This window comes from Pseudomonas sp. GW456-L13 (genome assembly GCF_017350115.1).
Taxonomy (GTDB): domain Bacteria; phylum Pseudomonadota; class Gammaproteobacteria; order Pseudomonadales; family Pseudomonadaceae; genus Aquipseudomonas; species Aquipseudomonas jessenii.
In genome coordinates this window covers 144,170-159,102 of the sequence record NZ_JACNAS010000002.1, presented here as the reverse complement: position 1 = coordinate 159,102, position 14,933 = coordinate 144,170, and the positions used below count along the sequence as shown (strand labels likewise).

General features: G+C 52.2%; 22 protein-coding genes. 13 read left to right on the top strand and 9 right to left on the bottom strand.

All coding sequences use genetic code 11. The annotated features are described in order from the left end of the window. Position 1: 1 nt before the first annotated feature. Complete coding sequence (locus J4D25_RS14895) at positions 2–244, bottom strand: DUF4224 domain-containing protein (RefSeq protein ID WP_057714262.1); 243 nt, start codon at positions 242–244, stop codon at positions 2–4. Positions 245–419: 175 nt separating this feature from the next. Here J4D25_RS14895 and J4D25_RS14890 point away from each other — a divergent pair, with 175 nt between their 5' ends. Beyond that, the gene (locus J4D25_RS14890) at positions 420–1,511 is read left to right on the top strand and encodes a PIN domain-containing protein (RefSeq protein ID WP_057714263.1); all 1,092 of its coding nucleotides are present in this window, start codon (positions 420–422) and stop codon (positions 1,509–1,511) included. Continuing rightward, entirely contained in the window at positions 1,508–2,317 is an 810-nt protein-coding gene (locus J4D25_RS14885) for an HNH endonuclease (protein ID WP_057714264.1), read from the top strand. The genes J4D25_RS14890 and J4D25_RS14885 overlap by 4 nt, the downstream gene beginning before the upstream one ends. 6 nt (positions 2,318–2,323) lie before the next feature. On the opposite strand, the gene J4D25_RS14880 is transcribed toward J4D25_RS14885, so the two are convergent. Beyond that, the gene (locus tag J4D25_RS14880; RefSeq protein WP_079246738.1) at positions 2,324–3,259 is read right to left on the bottom strand and encodes a DNA cytosine methyltransferase; all 936 of its coding nucleotides are present in this window, start codon (positions 3,257–3,259) and stop codon (positions 2,324–2,326) included. 82 nt (positions 3,260–3,341) lie between these two features. Between J4D25_RS14880 and J4D25_RS14875 the strand changes: the two genes are divergently transcribed. Continuing rightward, positions 3,342–4,121 carry a hypothetical protein gene (locus tag J4D25_RS14875; protein ID WP_057714267.1) on the top strand — a complete coding sequence of 260 codons (780 nt, stop codon included), beginning with the start codon at positions 3,342–3,344 and terminating at the stop codon, positions 4,119–4,121. Positions 4,122–4,171: 50 nt separating this feature from the next. Here J4D25_RS14875 and J4D25_RS14870 read toward each other — a convergent pair whose 3' ends face one another. From J4D25_RS14870 to J4D25_RS14840, 7 genes are all read right to left on the bottom strand, one after another. Beyond that, entirely contained in the window at positions 4,172–4,477 is a 306-nt protein-coding gene (locus J4D25_RS14870) for a hypothetical protein (RefSeq protein WP_057714268.1), read from the bottom strand. An 81-nt stretch (positions 4,478–4,558) separates the two neighbouring features. Beyond that, complete coding sequence (locus J4D25_RS14865) at positions 4,559–5,020, bottom strand: hypothetical protein (RefSeq protein WP_057714269.1); 462 nt, start codon at positions 5,018–5,020, stop codon at positions 4,559–4,561. Beyond that, positions 5,017–5,289: a hypothetical protein gene (locus J4D25_RS14860; protein WP_131726859.1), complete on the bottom strand. Its 273-nt coding sequence runs from the start codon at positions 5,287–5,289 to the stop codon at positions 5,017–5,019. Before J4D25_RS14860 ends, J4D25_RS14865 begins: the two co-directional genes overlap by 4 nt. Positions 5,290–5,439: 150 nt before the next feature. Further along, positions 5,440–5,637 carry a carbon storage regulator CsrA gene (csrA, locus tag J4D25_RS14855; protein ID WP_057714270.1) on the bottom strand — a complete coding sequence of 66 codons (198 nt, stop codon included), beginning with the start codon at positions 5,635–5,637 and terminating at the stop codon, positions 5,440–5,442. A 265-nt stretch (positions 5,638–5,902) separates the two neighbouring features. Beyond that, complete coding sequence (locus J4D25_RS14850; protein ID WP_057714272.1) at positions 5,903–6,352, bottom strand: tellurite resistance TerB family protein; 450 nt, start codon at positions 6,350–6,352, stop codon at positions 5,903–5,905. Positions 6,353–6,670: 318 nt separating this feature from the next. After that, positions 6,671–6,919, bottom strand: a complete 249-nt coding sequence (locus J4D25_RS14845) for a DUF1654 domain-containing protein (RefSeq protein ID WP_057714273.1) — start codon at positions 6,917–6,919, stop codon at positions 6,671–6,673. 162 nt (positions 6,920–7,081) lie between these two features. Next, positions 7,082–7,804, bottom strand: a complete 723-nt coding sequence (locus J4D25_RS14840) for a S24 family peptidase (protein WP_057714274.1) — start codon at positions 7,802–7,804, stop codon at positions 7,082–7,084. Between the two features lie 106 nt (positions 7,805–7,910). Between J4D25_RS14840 and J4D25_RS14835 the strand changes: the two genes are divergently transcribed. From J4D25_RS14835 to J4D25_RS14785, 10 genes are all read left to right on the top strand, one after another. Next, complete coding sequence (locus tag J4D25_RS14835; protein ID WP_079246739.1) at positions 7,911–8,132, top strand: Cro/CI family transcriptional regulator; 222 nt, start codon at positions 7,911–7,913, stop codon at positions 8,130–8,132. A gap of 40 nt (positions 8,133–8,172) precedes the next feature. Next, complete coding sequence (locus tag J4D25_RS14830) at positions 8,173–8,670, top strand: YmfL family putative regulatory protein (protein WP_057714275.1); 498 nt, start codon at positions 8,173–8,175, stop codon at positions 8,668–8,670. A 1-nt stretch (position 8,671) separates the two neighbouring features. Beyond that, positions 8,672–9,523, top strand: coding sequence for a hypothetical protein (locus J4D25_RS27020; RefSeq protein WP_241781131.1), 852 nt, complete (start codon positions 8,672–8,674; stop codon positions 9,521–9,523). Beyond that, complete coding sequence (locus tag J4D25_RS14815) at positions 9,504–10,283, top strand: ATP-binding protein (RefSeq protein ID WP_057714276.1); 780 nt, start codon at positions 9,504–9,506, stop codon at positions 10,281–10,283. Before J4D25_RS27020 ends, J4D25_RS14815 begins: the two co-directional genes overlap by 20 nt. Continuing rightward, positions 10,280–11,608 carry a site-specific integrase gene (locus J4D25_RS14810; RefSeq protein WP_057714277.1) on the top strand — a complete coding sequence of 443 codons (1,329 nt, stop codon included), beginning with the start codon at positions 10,280–10,282 and terminating at the stop codon, positions 11,606–11,608. The genes J4D25_RS14815 and J4D25_RS14810 overlap by 4 nt, the downstream gene beginning before the upstream one ends. Beyond that, positions 11,580–11,900, top strand: coding sequence for a hypothetical protein (locus J4D25_RS14805; protein WP_057714278.1), 321 nt, complete (start codon positions 11,580–11,582; stop codon positions 11,898–11,900). The genes J4D25_RS14810 and J4D25_RS14805 overlap by 29 nt, the downstream gene beginning before the upstream one ends. A 4-nt stretch (positions 11,901–11,904) precedes the next feature. Next, positions 11,905–12,294: an antiterminator Q family protein gene (locus J4D25_RS14800; RefSeq protein WP_198530237.1), complete on the top strand. Its 390-nt coding sequence runs from the start codon at positions 11,905–11,907 to the stop codon at positions 12,292–12,294. A 221-nt stretch (positions 12,295–12,515) separates the two neighbouring features. Next, complete coding sequence (locus J4D25_RS14795; protein ID WP_131726860.1) at positions 12,516–12,962, top strand: hypothetical protein; 447 nt, start codon at positions 12,516–12,518, stop codon at positions 12,960–12,962. 824 nt (positions 12,963–13,786) lie between these two features. Further along, positions 13,787–14,110 (top strand): phage holin family protein, encoded by a 324-nt coding sequence (locus J4D25_RS14790; protein ID WP_057716591.1) that lies wholly within the window; start codon positions 13,787–13,789, stop codon positions 14,108–14,110. Between the two features lie 74 nt (positions 14,111–14,184). Further along, entirely contained in the window at positions 14,185–14,925 is a 741-nt protein-coding gene (locus J4D25_RS14785) for a hypothetical protein (protein WP_057714281.1), read from the top strand. The last annotated feature ends 8 nt before the right edge of the window (positions 14,926–14,933 follow it).

The window sequence follows — 14,933 nt, the reverse complement described above, 5'->3', positions numbered from 1 at the left end:
ATCAATTCACTCGCGAATAGTCTGGCGTCCATGCCGGTGCGGCTGGCGGCGGGTTCGGGTCGGCAATGGTGGGGCTGATCATGCCCAGCTTCATGCGAGCGTACATCCGGCCCACCAGCGGTCGCTTACCGCGGCTTTCGACGAATACCCACTGACGTTCAATCAGCCATCGGCGTTGGTAAGCTCTGGCCTTGTAGCCTGTAAGCTCGGCGAGCTCTTCATCCGAGAGAATTTCTTTTTCCATAGTGATGCTCCAACCGCGCTTGGTTGCAGAGGTGTTAATGAGTGGGGGACTCGAGAATGTCATCTGATTTGCTCGGACTCGCTGCGTTATCCGTTCTGTGTGAGCTATGCTGGCCATTTGCCTGGCAAAATATCTGCTGAGCTCTCCATGACGCGGAAAAAAAAGGACGTTTTAGGTGGCGAATTTTGTATTGGAAACAAAGTATGTGTTTGTTGATACCAATATCTACGAAGGAAAGAATTTTCAGTTTTTGACGTATGAGCTGGAACGTTTGTCGTTGTTGGCTTCCTCCGGCGAGATTGTTTTATTAATGAGCCCAATTATCGATTTTGAAATCAGGGATCATATAAAGGCTGGAGCTGTAAACGCCGCGAAGAGCATTAAAGATTTTACGAAGGAGGCGATGGTTCTTAGAAATGCGACAGGTCTTCCAGTTTCAGGTGCCTTCAAGCGCACTTCTTCAACAGAAATAGCAACGGCACTTCTTGAGAATTATGGTCGCTTCATAGAATTGGCAAGGCCAGAGACTGTGCCTTTCGATGATGTTAATCCGGTTGATGTATTTGAGCGATATTACTCTAAATGCGCTCCTTTTAGTGAGGGGAAGAAACATGAATTTCCAGACGGGTTTGTCTGTTTTTCTCTGCTGCAATTCGCTCGAGAAAAAGGTGAAAAAATATATGTGGTAAGCAATGATGGCGATATGCGTGATTTTTGTTCTGAGTTTTCGTCTTTGATTTATCTGAGTACTCTTGACTCAATTATCGGTGCTTTTGCTCATGTGGGGCCTTATGATCCCGCGCGGTTTGCCGATCAGATGTTTGCCTCTTTAGAAAGCGAGGTTCTAGAATCGGCGAAGCGTTACTTAAGTGTTTTGGAGTTTGATACAGCTTTCATCGCAACAGATGTCGTTGAAGAGAACTTTTCTTTTGAAAAACTGAATGTTCTGGATAGAGAGTTGTGTGGTGCTAAGGTCGGCGAGGCAGAGTTTAATGTGGTTGTGGGGCTCGAAATATGGTCGCATCAGATTGTCGATATGTTTGGCGATTTTGAGGGTGATTGCAAAGTTGACCAATACGTAGGTGTTGAGCGGGTACGACAGATCGCTAGATTCAACGCGGTTGTGGATATGACGGTTGTTCTTGCCTCAACCGGCTATGATTTACAATCGACAAGGGTCTGTTATGTGGATCCGGAACTTAGGACTGATCTAAGCTTGCGAGACCCTTTTGCTGTTGAGCTACTTCTGGATGAGAGATTGCAATGAATCTTACAGTGTGTAGTGATCTATTTGATTTGCAAGGCGGGGAAGTTGTTTCGAAAAGAAATTTGTTCGATCTAATTCAATTTTCAAAGGTTGAATCTTCCTCATTCTGGCAGGGGCGTTCGTTTTTAATTGGCAATACTCCGCAGCAGGGTATTAATTGGATAGGTGAATTTCCATCGCTCAAAGGTGTCATTATCAAGGTGCGTCCTGGTAGCTATGAAAGTGACGGCTGGACGAGTATCGATAAAACCGAATTTAATTATTCATTCAAGGCGAGAATGAATGTGGTTTCCTATGAAGAAAAAGCCAATCAAGCGCTTATCAATCAAGTTCGGTACATGTATCCAATTTTCCTATTTTCGGATGAGGGGAAAAGCTGGGTATTTGAGGGGCGTTTCGCGGTTTCTGAAATTAGAGATACTCATGTAGTTGTTAAGCGCTCAGGGCGGTTTCAAGATGAAGCTGTAGTTGGTCAGATTGAGCGGTATTATGAGGAAGGTGGTAAGAAATATGTAACGCATCTTATGGCTGAACGAAGCTCAGGCGTAGTGGGTGCGATAAAAACTAACGCGGACTGGGTGTGCGAAATATGCAAAATTAACTTTGAAAAGGTCTATAATTTTCCATATATTGAAGCTCACCATAAAACGGCTATTTCGACATACGATGCTCTCCATCAGGTAGCTACTTCAGATCTGGCATTACTCTGTCCAAACTGTCATGCTGCTGTTCACTTGTATATGAAAAAAACAGATCTGGAATATGCTGAAATTAAGCGTGTACTGAATGAGAGAATGAGATCTTAATCAGCTTTATAAAAGTCGCTGAATTCGGCGGCCTATCCATTTTACGACTGGCACCGCTTTACTATTACCAATGGCTTTGTAGCGTGGCCCGTCAGGGCAATGTTCAGGAGTACGTCCTCGCCAGGGAATTAGTGTGTAGTTAAGAGGTAAGCCTTGGCAACGTTCCCACTCGCCTACACTGGTTCGGCGAATTCCTTCGGATTCCAATACATATGCCTCTCGGTCATCGAGAGCGCCTCCCCCTTGTGCCGTGAGAGTAGGATGAAGTGCTGACTTCGCTTCCCGTCCCGGCGGGCTATCCCGGCGAGTGCCTTCTCGCTCAAAAAGAACCTCGGTGGGATCGAACCCGTCTCGAGCACTTGCGACAACGAACACACGGCGGCGTCGTTGGGCCAGGCCGAAATATTGGGCGTCCAGGACCCGCCATGCGATTGTTCTTTTGGGTCCATACACACAACCAGCGTCCGGCCATTTCTTCCCTGAAGGCTGCAGTTCGCAGTCTTCCCCAGCAAGCGCGCCAAGAAAGCATCCGAAGGCGTTCCCTTTGTCGCTGAGGACGCCGGGGACGTTTTCCCAGACGATGACACAGGGAGGCTTTCGTTGGCTGGCGCGAACATAGTCAGTTGCATCTGCAAGCTCCACATATTTGATGGTGAGGGCACCACGTGGGTCGGCCAGGCCTTTGCGCATGCCGGCGACACTGAAGGCCTGGCATGGGGTTCCTCCGACAAGAATGTCTGGCGCTGCGATCTTGCCGGCCAGTACCTGGGCACCGAGTTTGGTCATGTCGCCGAGGTTCGGCGTGTTCGGATAATGGTGAGCCAGCACTGCGCTGGGGAACGCTTCGATTTCGGCGAACCAGGTGGCGCGCATTCCGAGCGGATGCCAGGCCATGGTCGCGGCCTCGATGCCCGAGCAAACTGAGCCGTATGAAATGGGCATAGGGGATCCTCGCCGGCTGGCGTGATTCGTTGAAGTGGGGTATTTGTGTTCGGCCCGATATGGGGCTGCGGAAGGAAGAAAAATGAACGTAAGAATTCAGAAGCTATTAATTATTGCATTTCTATTTGTTGCTATATTAATAATTATGGTCGCGCTGTTTTACGTAAAGGCGTTCACAACTCAACTCTCTGGAAGCCAAGAAGTTTGGGGGCAGTTTGGGGATTATTTTGGCGGTGTATTAAATCCTCTTTTGTCTTTTTTTGCGTTTTCTGCATTACTGTATACTGTTTTTCTACAGGTTAAATCTGCAGCTGAAAACGACAAAAAACATGATGAGCAAGTTTTTGATGCGAGATTGTTTCAGCTGTTTTCCGCAAATGTGGAAGTGGGGAAGTCATTGTATCTTGAAGATACCGTTAATTATAAGTTGACTATTTTTGAAGGCGTGAGGGCTGTCAATTACACATGGCATATGTTTTACAATGAGGTGAGAGGGGGTATGCCAGTTGATAGACTGCCCACTGATCTGTATGCATATGTTCATGTCAGATATTCGGCAGCAAAAAATAAGTACGGCATCTATATATTTACGTATTTTTCCTCAATAGCTTTTATTTTGGATTACATACGTCTATACAGTAAATCAAATGACCAGAGTATCTTTGCTTTGAATGCGTTGCGCTCACAGTTGAGTGTTGGTGCACGAGCAATGTTATTTTATTACCTGTTGTGCTCTGAGGAGTATTGCAAACACATTCCATTATTGCTCGCGAATGGCTTTTGGGACGATGCAGTGGAGGATCCTTTACATCATAAACGAACAGATGTTTTCAAAGCAGCGGCGGCACATCATCAATCTTAGATATGGGATAAGCGGATCAATCCATGACTGGATGCGGCAATGGGCAGTGGTTATTCAGTGCCGGTCTTCGCAAACCGCTCAAGCTGCCGCGACTGCTTTTCGGTTATGACGATTTCCGGTCGCGACATGCTTGCGAATCGAGCGGACACTTCGGCGGGCGCGGCGGCGAGGTTAATTAGGAGGGTCGATACCGTCTCCTGCCATTCCTCGAAGTCGTGACGCTCGCCAAGCACCTGAAATGCATCATCAAGCGTCTTCGACACAATCAGCGACCGCTTCTCGGCGCCGATCCGCTCCAGCAGGGCTTTCTCCTTGGCGCGCTTGTCCCGCTGAATATCCGCGTTGCTCTTGGCCACGGCCTGTCTCTTCAATTCCGTGGGCCGGTAGATCCAGCCATGCCTGTCGTCGGCGCTGGCGTACCTGGTTGCTGATGCTTCTCATGCTGCCCTCTGCTGATTCCAGACGCCCACGGCGTCGAACACCTGGGCGGCTTGCTCTTCAGTCAGCGATATTTCGGCGGGAATGGCGATCCAGCCCGAAGCAACCCGATGATTCGGATTGCTCTCGGCGACCAGGTACTTGTAGGTTTCCTCGATCACCTCTTCGAGGTGCGCAGCCAAATAGTTGCCTTGAGGCGCGACTTCTATCGATTTCGTGTAGCGGTGGCCGCGCTGATCACGACACTGGACGCTGACATAGATCGTCCAGCGGTGGGCAATGTCGCAGACTGCTTCGGCCATGCGCTGTCCTGGCGGGATGCTCTTGCAGGTCTTCCTGTTGATCATCCCTTGACGCCCGCTGGGGTCGATGTGGACTACCGCGACGTGATTGGCGTTAAGCAGTGCTCGGCTCGTTCGCTCTATCCGCGTGCGCATGTTGTTTGGCTTCCGCATTTTCATAGAGTAACTGCAACTTGGCGATTCGCTTTTGCTTCAAACTGCATGGCGAGTTCGTGAGCGGCCTTGTAGGCACCACTGAAGGCGCAAGTCTTGCCTGTGGTGAGGTCTTTAATCTGGTACATGCCGAAGCTTCCGCCGGAGATTTGGTAGCGCACCGGTTTGGCTGGGGCTGGTCGTCCAATACGGGCGAAGTCCCCGACTCGGACGGCACTTGTTTGATGCAGCGGCACACCTAGGTCATCGCTACGCTCTTGAAATGATGGATGCATGGTTGATCCCTCGGAGTAGGTTAGGTGTATTCATCAGCCGTCCGGCCACCTGCTGGTGACCATTGGGCAGGGAAGGGTGCTGATTGATAAAAGGCAGGCGTAAAAAAGCCCGATCGGAACCGGGCCATTGTTTGTGTCACGCAGACCTGCCTACGTGGCAGGTGTTGCCATTGCGAGTTTCGACGGACCCGCCTGAATGCGCTGCGTGATTTCTTCTCGATGCACCTGGACATCCTTTGGTGCGCTAGTTCCGATACGTACCTGTTTGCCGCTAACGCCCAGCACTGTGATCGTGATGTTGTTGCCTATGTTGATGCTTTCGCCTTCTTTGCGAGTCAAAATCAGCATTGTCCATTTCCTTGCGTGAGTGGGTTTCCCAATGCCGCCTTACAAGAAGCGGCATCAGTGAAACATCACTGCATTACGCGGATTTCATTACGAGGGAACCACGCACCGTCAATCAGAACCATGCAGCCAACAAAGGCGGCGTAGCGGGTCTCTCGGTCAGTCTGGAAACCGTAGTAGGAGCAAGTGGACCGAGAGGCCAGACTGCTCAGCAACATGCCACCCACGATCAGTGCCACTAGGGTTAGCAGAACCTTTGTCGCGTACTTCACGCCTCGATACCGTAGTCAGCCAGGCGCAGGCCGAAGTGCATGCCAATCTCCTTCAGCACCACCAACTCTGCTGGCTCGATCTGACCATCAGCCTGGGCAACGGCAAGAATGTTGACGAAAGCTTCCTCCGCGTCGGCTGGAACGTTTTTGATGTCGGCCAGTTCCCTCTTGATCGCCAATCGGCCAACCTGAAAGTTGGCGTTCAGCTTGCCTGTGAATCGATTAATGGTCTCTGTGATCTCGCTGCCGAAGTGCGTCAAATTTGGGTTGGAGCGAATCAACTCGTCCAACTTGGAAACCTCGCTGGCTTCGATCTCACCATCAGCCGCCGCAATCAATAGGCCGCCACCAACGATGGCCTGCATCAAGTCGCGGTTAACGACTTTCTTCACTTCGGCCTGGGCGTTGCCGACTTGTTTTCCGAACAGCTTTTTCATTCCGAACATGGTGTTTCCTCATACAGGGGAGGGGATTTCCCACATGGCCCTGTTGCCAAGGCCCTGTAGTGAAGTCTGTTTGGGCTGTCAGCAGGACTCAGATACGGCGCACTTAGGTGGGAGTCGCCCACGCCTGGTGCGTTAGTCTTTTTGTAGCTGACAGCATTGAATCGATTGGGTTGTTAAAGAGCGGCGGGTGGCCCCGTATTGCCGCTGCGATTCACTGCGACGGTCAAGTATTGCCGCCGGGGATATTTAAAGTCAATGCCGCCGGAGATATATTTTCGCTCTATGAAAAAAGCCCGTGCTGGACGGGCTTGCTTTGGGCTAGATATTTGCGGGGAGGTCCCAAGAGATGCGCGCGGCGCAGTCATCTTCTCGATGCACTAGTACGTGCTCGGTTTCTGCAATCTCTTCAATGAGCCGTTTCCAGTCCTCAAGGCATTCATCTGCTTCCTTGCAAATGACTGCCGTTTTTCGTTTTTGGGCAGCGGGGGCGCTGATGATTTTTTGGATGCGGAATCCAAGAAGCTCAAACGAATTTGGCGGTGTAGGTTTGTTTTTTGGTTTTGCCATAGCACTGCTCCTTTTATGTATGGATACACAGTGAATGGCTTGAACCCTAAGCGCTAAAGATTAACGATTAAAAACAATTATTTAACAGAGAAAAGCCCGCAATTTGCGGGCTTCAGGAGGGAGGTGTCCAAGGGAATTAGAGACAAGTCGAAGGGCTCAAATTTAGATTCTGCCCAGCACCTTGCTAGGGGCAAGAATTGCCCCTACGTAATGGATTTTCTCGATATCAATCCGAGCTACTGTCAGCCGCTCGCCGTAAGCCGAGTTGATCGACATGAGGCTGACCTCTTCTTCGGTCTCGAAGAGAAGTTCTTTAACCATGCTTTGTCCATCAACGGTGGTGACCATCACATACTCACCCGGTACTAGGCGGTGATTGGGTTCGCAGACAGCGACCCACCCGCTACGGATCGCTGGTGCCATTGAGTCACCCTTGAGCCGAAGTGCGTAGGCGTCCTCATCTCTGGAGTAGGTCTCCACCCAGCCAGCTGCCTGGTCAAGGCTTGTCCAATATCCCTCACTGCCAAGCTGTGCGGTGCCTTCGATATTGATTCTGCGAGGTGAGGAATAGATGGGGGGGCCAGCCTCGACATTAGATTCGAAGCTGGACTGAGCCATTTTCGCAATCTCATCAGCCAGTCGAGGGCTGAATGACTCCACGGGCTTGGAAATCAATCCGGCAATTGCGCTAGCGACTTTGGCATTCAGTGCGTTGTAGCCGTTCAGGTACGAACTGACGGAGCCCTGATTTATGCCTAAGGCATCTGCGATCTTTCCCTGAGTCAGGGCTTCACGCCGCGACTTGCCTGTGTTGAAGGCATCCACAGCCGCTTTGAGTGCCAAGCACTCTTCTTTTTCCCAGTCTTCGAGTTCGCGTTTTTTCATTCCACGATTATTCCTAGCGGCGATATTTAATCAAATGCCGCCGGGCTTGATTAATTAAATTCCGCCGGAGATACTTGCTGAGTGTTTAATAAAGGAGATCGGCGAGATGAGCCGAAAAAGTCTGGATGAGTTTGCTCGTGCACGCGGGCAAACCAACGCAGCAAATCTGCTTGGGATGTCACAAGGGTCGCTCAACAAAGCTCTGCAGGCGGGCCGTGACATTTTTGTTACTGAGCACGCAGATGGCTCTTTCACAGCTGAAGAGCTCAGACCATTCCCGGTCCAAAGCGCAAAAAGGTCGCGTCGCCGGATGCTGCCCATTTCATGAGCAAACTTTGAGCGCAACGGCGCCGAGAGAAAACTAGACGATGAAATTGCCAGTACTAGACACCCGCCGCAAAGCAGTCATTGCCGCTGCCAATGCATTTCCCGGCGGACTTGCATACGCCTCTGACTTCCTGGGCGAGGTGAATCTTAAGCGATTCAAGAACCGGATTTACGAGTCGGCAGGGGTCAAGCCCCTCAGCGACGATGAGATCTGCACGCTTGAGACTGAAGCGAAAACTACCTTCCTACCGGATTACATCTGCGCAATGTATGGCGGTGTGTTTGTTCGCCTGCCTGAGGTTGCCGATCTGGACAACGTCGACATCCACCGACGCTCTTTGCTTACCTCTGTGAAACGCGGCCGGGTTGACCAGCTTCTCGCTATGGCCCTGGATGACGGCGAAATTACTGCAGCGGAAGCGGCAGATATTTTGGCCGGGCATGCCAAGTACTTGGCTGCACGACACGAGGAGGTGATCGCACAGATTGAATTGTACAAGTCGAATGGCCCCGCCCGAATCCCAAATGGGAAGGGTTGATATGCAGTTCACCATCACGATCAACCAAGTGAAAGCGCTTGAGTGGGGATTGAACTCCCAGCAGGCGCAATTGTTTTCCTTCGTCTACGAATGCCCCAGTTGGGCCAAAGTAATCAAGACCGATAACGGGATTTTCTTTGTCTTGACCAAGGCAAAGATCATTGAGGAATTGCCTCTGCTCACCGATAAACCCGATACGGCGTATCGGCTTCTCAAAGGGCTCGAAAAAGCAGGTTTGGTGGAGTTATCCAGCACCGCGAACGTTTCGTTGTTTCGCTTGACCGAGAAAGCCAAAGAATGGAATCGCAAGTTGGATGGGTCGGAAAAATATCCGACCTCTGAGGCGTTTGAAGGTCGGAAAAAAATCCGATCTACCTCGGAAAAATCTCCGAGCAAGGTCGGAAAAATATCCGAACAGGGTCGGAAAAAAATCCGAGGAGGGTCGGAAAAATCTCCGACAAATCAGGGTACCAGTAATCAGGGTACCAATCAGGTAACCAGTAATCAGGAAAATCAGGGCGCTCACGCGCCAGGTAAATCGGCAAAATTCGACCCGCTGACCGCCAAGCCGGAAAACGTAAGCGTCGAGGTTTGGGGCGATTGGTGCCAGCACCGCAAGGAAATCCACAAGCCCCTCACCGCCAAGAGCTGCGAACAACAGGCCAAGGCGTTGGCGAACCATCCAGCCCCCGATTCCGTTCTGGCCCTTTCGATCAGCAACGGATGGACGGGGATCTTCCCCGACAAAGCAGTCATCCCCGCATCACTCCCGACCAGTCGCCATACCGGTTTTGACACTCGTGATTACAAGGCCGGCACCAAGGAGAACGCCAATGGCACCTTCCGTCTCTAACTTCGGCGCTCACATGGACCGCAAATTCGGCGTCATCGGCCGTCAGCCAGCCAGCTGCTTGGATCATGGTGGTTACTCGGCGGTCATCCTTAAGGGCGGTAGCCTGTCTGGCTGTCCCGTCTGCGCGAGCAACAAACGCGACATGCTAGAACTTGAGCGCAAGCGCTCTCAGTTTCGGATAGTTCAGCACTCAAGCGCTCGGATTCCGAAGCGTTTCGCGGAAAAGACATTCGCCGATTTCGTTGTGTCGAATCCGGCCCAGCAGATTGCCCTGGATGCGTGCACCGACTACGTCGACAACTTTTCGAAGCATCGCCGGGAAGGTCGCTGCATGTTGCTGTTGGGGAAGGTCGGTACCGGCAAGACCCACCTGGCCATTGCCTCGGCCAGTCACCTGATCAACGAATGCATGGTCAAGGCAATTTACCGCACGGTGGGCACGCTTATCGGCGAGATTCGGGCGACGTTCAATGATCGATCAGGCGAGTCCGAGGCGCACATCTTGCGTGAGGTGATCGGCGCGGACCTGCTGGTGCTTGATGAAGTCGGCGCGACCAAGCAGAGCGAGTTCGAACTGGCCACTCTGTTCAGCATCATCAATGGTCGTTACGAACAATGCCGTCCGACGATCATCGTCAGCAACCTGTCGCCCACCGAACTGAATGACGCCATCGGTGCGCGCTGTGTCGACCGCATCCGCGAAAACGGCTGCATTGGCGTGGCATTCGAGTGGGAATCTCAACGCGGTACCCGACTATGAAGGCCTTGATCAAAACCCTAACGGTGAAACTGTCGGATGCCGAGATCCAGCGTAATGCCAAGAAGTTGCATGTCCGCGATCTACGGGATGCCAGTCACCCGGCATTGCACTTTCGCTTTGCGAAGAGTCGCTCCCGCGGCTCCTGGTACCTTCTCAGCAAGCGCACCTGGCACCGTATCGGTGGCTTCCCTGATCTGAGCACCAAACAAGTGGTCGCTGCATTGCCGGCGGTGCGTATGCGGGTGGCCGCCAATGAAGGTTCGACGCTGTCCAAGTGGGTTGCCAGCGGCGAACTGTTGGATTGGTACGCAGAGCGCATGGCCCGTGATCGTAATCTTTCCACCAAGCGCAAGAGCACTGCTGCCTCGGCCATCAAGTGTCATTTGATACCGCGCCTGGGTGATCTGCCGATTAGCGATATCAACAAAGCCACTCTCGACAGCGAGCTGGTCTGGCCGTTGCAGGAAAGCTACTCCACTGGCTATGTGCAGCTGGTGTTCAAGCTTCTGGTCCAGGCGCTGCAGCAAGCGTTCAAACTTGGTTTTATCACTGCTAACCCTATGGCAGGCATCAAATTCAGCGACTTCAGCAAGACTAAGGTCGGAGTCAAGTCATGCCGGCTGCGTGGCGTTCAGCTGCCGCAGCTACTGGAGCAATTGTCCATAGTCGTGTCGACTGCGCCGGCCGACGCCATGTTGGCGCTGATGATGCTGTGCCACGGTACCCGCATAGGCGAAACCCGGCAGACACGCTGGTCGCACATCAGTTTGGCTGAGCGCGAGTGGTTCATCCCGGCCCAACACACCAAAACTGGCGTCGAGCATCACCTACCGCTAACTGACCAGGTTCGCGAGATGTTGATCCGCTATCGCGAGGCTCAGCAAGCCATGGGTTATGTCGGCCAGTTTCTATTCCCTGCGCGGCATGGCAAGGCTCTCAGTGAAGGGCAGGCCAGTGCTGTCTTCACCCGGTTGGGGGAGGGCGAATGGACCAGTCACGATCTGCGCAAATTGGCGCGCACTGGTTGGGCAGATATCGGCATTGACTACCTGATTGGCGAGCTACTGATCAACCACGCCATGGGCCATAACGTGAAGGTGTACATCCAGTCGGACGTGATGAGCCGTAAGCGCGATGCCTTGGAGCAGTGGCACGCCCATCTAGATCAGAAGGGCTTGGCCCTGATTCACGGGTTGACCGGTGTTAGATCCGGAGATTCCAGTAAACCTCTAGAGACCTTACAGGATAAGGCCTGTGATGCCCTTCAAGAAACAACCATAGGAGAGGATTCAAAACATGCAGAAAGGGCAGGGGCTTGGCTTTAAGAGGCAGCGGATCGAGCTAGAGCCTTGCCCGACCTGTAAGGGCAAAGCAGTAGTGAAAGGGCTGTTTTATGAGTTGATTTGTACTGCTTGCAATGGCTCAGGTTGGGTTATTCGGGGCAGCAGGTTGGTGCTTTCTTTGGACGAGTTGGTGACTCAATTGAGCTTCAAATTGCAGCAGGCTCAGCGCGAAATTGAAGTACTTCAGCGAGGCCCGTCTGCATCTGGTCCGGCCGCGTACTACCAACAGAACAACCGTCGCGGTGCCGGCGGTACGAATTTCACAGGGGATTGAGAACATGATGATTCGAAAGCCGGCGGGCCGAGCTTTGGGTGATACCGAATACCTGCTGGAGCAGTGGGGCTGGTGGCGGATGGATGGGGCTGGCGTCCCCATCTACATCTCACCGACTTTGGCGCTAATGCGTCAGGCAATGCCGCAAGTGTCGGCGAGCAAAAGCTATTGCATTACTGATGAGTGGGCCGGAGCTATTGATAGCGCAGTTGCACGGCTCTCACACCGTGACCGACAAATGGGCGATATTATTTGGCTTTACTACGGTGCGAAATGGCCCATGGTTCGGGTTGGAAAGCACTACGGCATAAGTGAAGGGAAGGTGCGGGAATTGGCGAGAGCAGGCATTGCTTGGATCGATTGTGCTATCGATGCAATGCGGCAAGCTGCTTAATCTATTAGCCGATTGCTGCCTTTCGCGAAAGGCAGCACAATCAATAGCTGCCAGTCATTAGTGTCTACAGAATGAGGGGCGATTCACATTCCCCATATTTGTGAAAAAGCACCTGCTGACTAGGAAGTCGGGCATTCAGCATGGCTAGCTCCTTGAGCTACGCTTTAAGGGCTGTGCTCACGGACGTTGAGAGCGGTCCAACGCAGAGCAGGGGAGGCAATATGTCTTGGTCGGTGAAGGTGGCGCGGGAAGCGAAGAGGAGACTGGTGCTTGAAAAGTGGGTAGAGCATGTTGCTCAAGCTAAAGCTGCTGGCGAGAAACCTAATAAGCGTAAGTTTGTTATGGACTCAAAAGGCGAACCATACGAAACCAACATTACCAGCCTCAATAGTTGGATTGATAGGTACGCTATCCATTATCCTGGCACCTCCAGGACTGGTGCAGCAAATACCAAAGAAGTCAGTACATCTTACGTCAACTCTGTAGCTGCCCTTGAAGACGACTTCAAAACGTTTCTTACTGAGCGACGGCAGTCTGAAAATCTATACCGCTTGGACTTCTGCAGAGGACAGCAGAAATTGTTACGTGCTCTGCTGGCAGAAATTGATAGGCAGATTCTTGAGTTGGAGACCAAGCTAGCCTCGAAGCCCAAAGAGCACCGTAAATGATATTTACACCCGCAGGCACACCCCGTGCGACGCGATAACCCTGGCCAAGTTCTACACTTGGTAGAGCGTCTAACCACAACCGTTAAAAAACGATTTTAGTCACACTCCATACATCGTTCTACCTCAGTGCATTGCTGCCTTCGCTGGTCTCGAGGGCAATGAAGAGGTGCAACGCGTGGTTATGCTCGCTTTGCGTTTTGTAACGCTGCGGTGTTTGTGAAGCTGATCCTCCCCACAACCGATTTGCCGTCACTCTGTCCACAGTCCGCTACTGGCCGATTCTGTTGAAAAAGTCGGTGCTTCCAGACTGCCCCTTACTGACCGCTGAAAACGCCATTTTTGCGCGTCGCTATGCGAAATCTGAGCCCCGAATCCCTCCGCTCAAAGTAAAGATTTCAATCTCAAGCGCGTACTTTTCTACTGTGGAAACGATGGCCGACTTTTTCAATAGAATCGGCCGGTTGCCGCCTGTCGCGCAGGCCTGACGTGCGTTGTTTTCTGTCCATCATGGTTAAGGCATGATGGGCAAATTCCATGCATCTGATGGTTAGATCGAATGTAATCGTGTGGTCAAGTTGGGTGCAATTTCGCATACGCTGCGAAAAAACCTTTTCCGCGCGGAATAGACCTGTTTTTATAGCAGCGTGTATTGCTGTGAACGCAGCGAAACGCCTTTCAAGAACCCGACCATTGAGTCGGGGTTTTTGTACCCTTTTATAAGCCCTGCCATCGAGCGGGGCTTTTTCGTTTTCGGCCCTATGCCTGGCTCTTTGCTCCGAGCGGATGACAGTGACATAGAGGTCGGATCTATTCGAGGTATACAAATGAACACAGAGCAACAGGCGCTTGCCGATGTGCCCCTTTGGCTATTGGTATTGTTGAGCATGGCCGGTTTGTCTGGGGAAATGTTGAGAGCCTCAGGTACTGACCTTGGTCTTCGGCAGATCCTCCAGCGTGTAGCGCTGCGTTTTCTTGCGTCTGGCCTCTTGGGTATGGCTACGCTGTTGCTCGCGATGGCGCTGTGGAGCAGCTTCTATCTTGCCGCCGGTCTAGGCATCGTAATCGCGGTCATCGGTGCTGATGTAACCGGCGGTTTGTACACCCAGTTTCTGGCCAGGAAAGCTGGTATCAGATCGCATAATTCATAGCCTGGTAAAGCAGCATGCATGATCCGCTCAACGGGCCGCCAGACAGCTGTTTCTCGGCTATCGCGGAAAACTAAATGGTCAAAATCAAGATCACGCCAGACATGCTGCCCGTGTCCGAGGCGCTGCTGGAGCTGGAAAAAAAGCACATTCCGCATGTGCTTGCCCTGACTGCGACCCGATTGGCCCAGCGGGTCAAGAAGGGTGAGCTGGCCGTCATGGCGCAGCGCTTGGACCGGCCAACCCGAACCACCATGAACAGCTTGTTCGTCAAAATGGCCACCAAAAGCAAGCCAGCCGAAGTGTATTTCAAGGACTCTTGGACGTCTGGCATTCCCGCTGATACCTACCTTCAGCAGACTGTCAGGGGCGGGCCACGACCGCATAAGCGCTTTGAAAAGGCTCTGATCGCGCGTGGCTTTATGAAGTCCAGCCAGTTCGCGATCCCTAATCCCAATGTGCTCGACAAGCATGGCAACGTTTCCCGAGGAACGATGATCCGGATCTTGTCGGGCCTTGGCGCTGCCGAAACGTCGCGTGGCTATCAGGCCAATGCTTCGAACAGCAAGCGCAGTCAACGCAAGGGCAACGCCAAGAGCTATTTCTCCGGCATTGTCAGTGGAACAGCCGGTGTGTGGGAACGCAAAGACACAGCGTTCGGCGATGCCATTAGGCCGGTGTTTGTCTTCAGCCGAAGCGCGCCGATGTACCGCACGATCTTTCCGTTCTTCAAGATCGCTAACAACATCGTCAAGGCCAACTACAGCGCCGAGTTCCGTGGGGCATTTGCCGATGCAATGGCCACTGCCAAGACCTGACAACGAGC

Excerpts from the sequence above, each read along its gene's own strand:
- J4D25_RS14840 (WP_057714274.1), bottom strand. The coding sequence starts at position 7,804 with ATGAAAAAACGCGAACTCGAAGACTGGGAAAAAGAAGAGTGCTTGGCA.
- J4D25_RS14865 (WP_057714269.1), bottom strand. The coding sequence starts at position 5,020 with ATGAAAATGCGGAAGCCAAACAACATGCGCACGCGGATAGAGCGAACG.
- J4D25_RS14785 (WP_057714281.1), top strand. The coding sequence starts at position 14,185 with ATGGTCAAAATCAAGATCACGCCAGACATGCTGCCCGTGTCCGAGGCG.
- J4D25_RS14885 (WP_057714264.1), top strand. The coding sequence starts at position 1,508 with ATGAATCTTACAGTGTGTAGTGATCTATTTGATTTGCAAGGCGGGGAA.
- J4D25_RS27020 (WP_241781131.1), top strand. The coding sequence starts at position 8,672 with ATGCAGTTCACCATCACGATCAACCAAGTGAAAGCGCTTGAGTGGGGA.
- J4D25_RS14795 (WP_131726860.1), top strand. The coding sequence starts at position 12,516 with ATGTCTTGGTCGGTGAAGGTGGCGCGGGAAGCGAAGAGGAGACTGGTG.
- J4D25_RS14800 (WP_198530237.1), top strand. The coding sequence starts at position 11,905 with ATGATGATTCGAAAGCCGGCGGGCCGAGCTTTGGGTGATACCGAATAC.
- J4D25_RS14875 (WP_057714267.1), top strand. The coding sequence starts at position 3,342 with ATGAACGTAAGAATTCAGAAGCTATTAATTATTGCATTTCTATTTGTT.
- J4D25_RS14815 (WP_057714276.1), top strand. The coding sequence starts at position 9,504 with ATGGCACCTTCCGTCTCTAACTTCGGCGCTCACATGGACCGCAAATTC.
- J4D25_RS14860 (WP_131726859.1), bottom strand. The coding sequence starts at position 5,289 with ATGCATCCATCATTTCAAGAGCGTAGCGATGACCTAGGTGTGCCGCTG.
- J4D25_RS14805 (WP_057714278.1), top strand. The coding sequence starts at position 11,580 with ATGCAGAAAGGGCAGGGGCTTGGCTTTAAGAGGCAGCGGATCGAGCTA.
- J4D25_RS14895 (WP_057714262.1), bottom strand. The coding sequence starts at position 244 with ATGGAAAAAGAAATTCTCTCGGATGAAGAGCTCGCCGAGCTTACAGGC.
- J4D25_RS14845 (WP_057714273.1), bottom strand. The coding sequence starts at position 6,919 with ATGGCAAAACCAAAAAACAAACCTACACCGCCAAATTCGTTTGAGCTT.
- J4D25_RS14880 (WP_079246738.1), bottom strand. The coding sequence starts at position 3,259 with ATGCCCATTTCATACGGCTCAGTTTGCTCGGGCATCGAGGCCGCGACC.
- J4D25_RS14850 (WP_057714272.1), bottom strand. The coding sequence starts at position 6,352 with ATGTTCGGAATGAAAAAGCTGTTCGGAAAACAAGTCGGCAACGCCCAG.
- csrA (WP_057714270.1), bottom strand. The coding sequence starts at position 5,637 with ATGCTGATTTTGACTCGCAAAGAAGGCGAAAGCATCAACATAGGCAAC.
- J4D25_RS14790 (WP_057716591.1), top strand. The coding sequence starts at position 13,787 with ATGAACACAGAGCAACAGGCGCTTGCCGATGTGCCCCTTTGGCTATTG.
- J4D25_RS14835 (WP_079246739.1), top strand. The coding sequence starts at position 7,911 with ATGAGCCGAAAAAGTCTGGATGAGTTTGCTCGTGCACGCGGGCAAACC.
- J4D25_RS14830 (WP_057714275.1), top strand. The coding sequence starts at position 8,173 with ATGAAATTGCCAGTACTAGACACCCGCCGCAAAGCAGTCATTGCCGCT.
- J4D25_RS14810 (WP_057714277.1), top strand. The coding sequence starts at position 10,280 with ATGAAGGCCTTGATCAAAACCCTAACGGTGAAACTGTCGGATGCCGAG.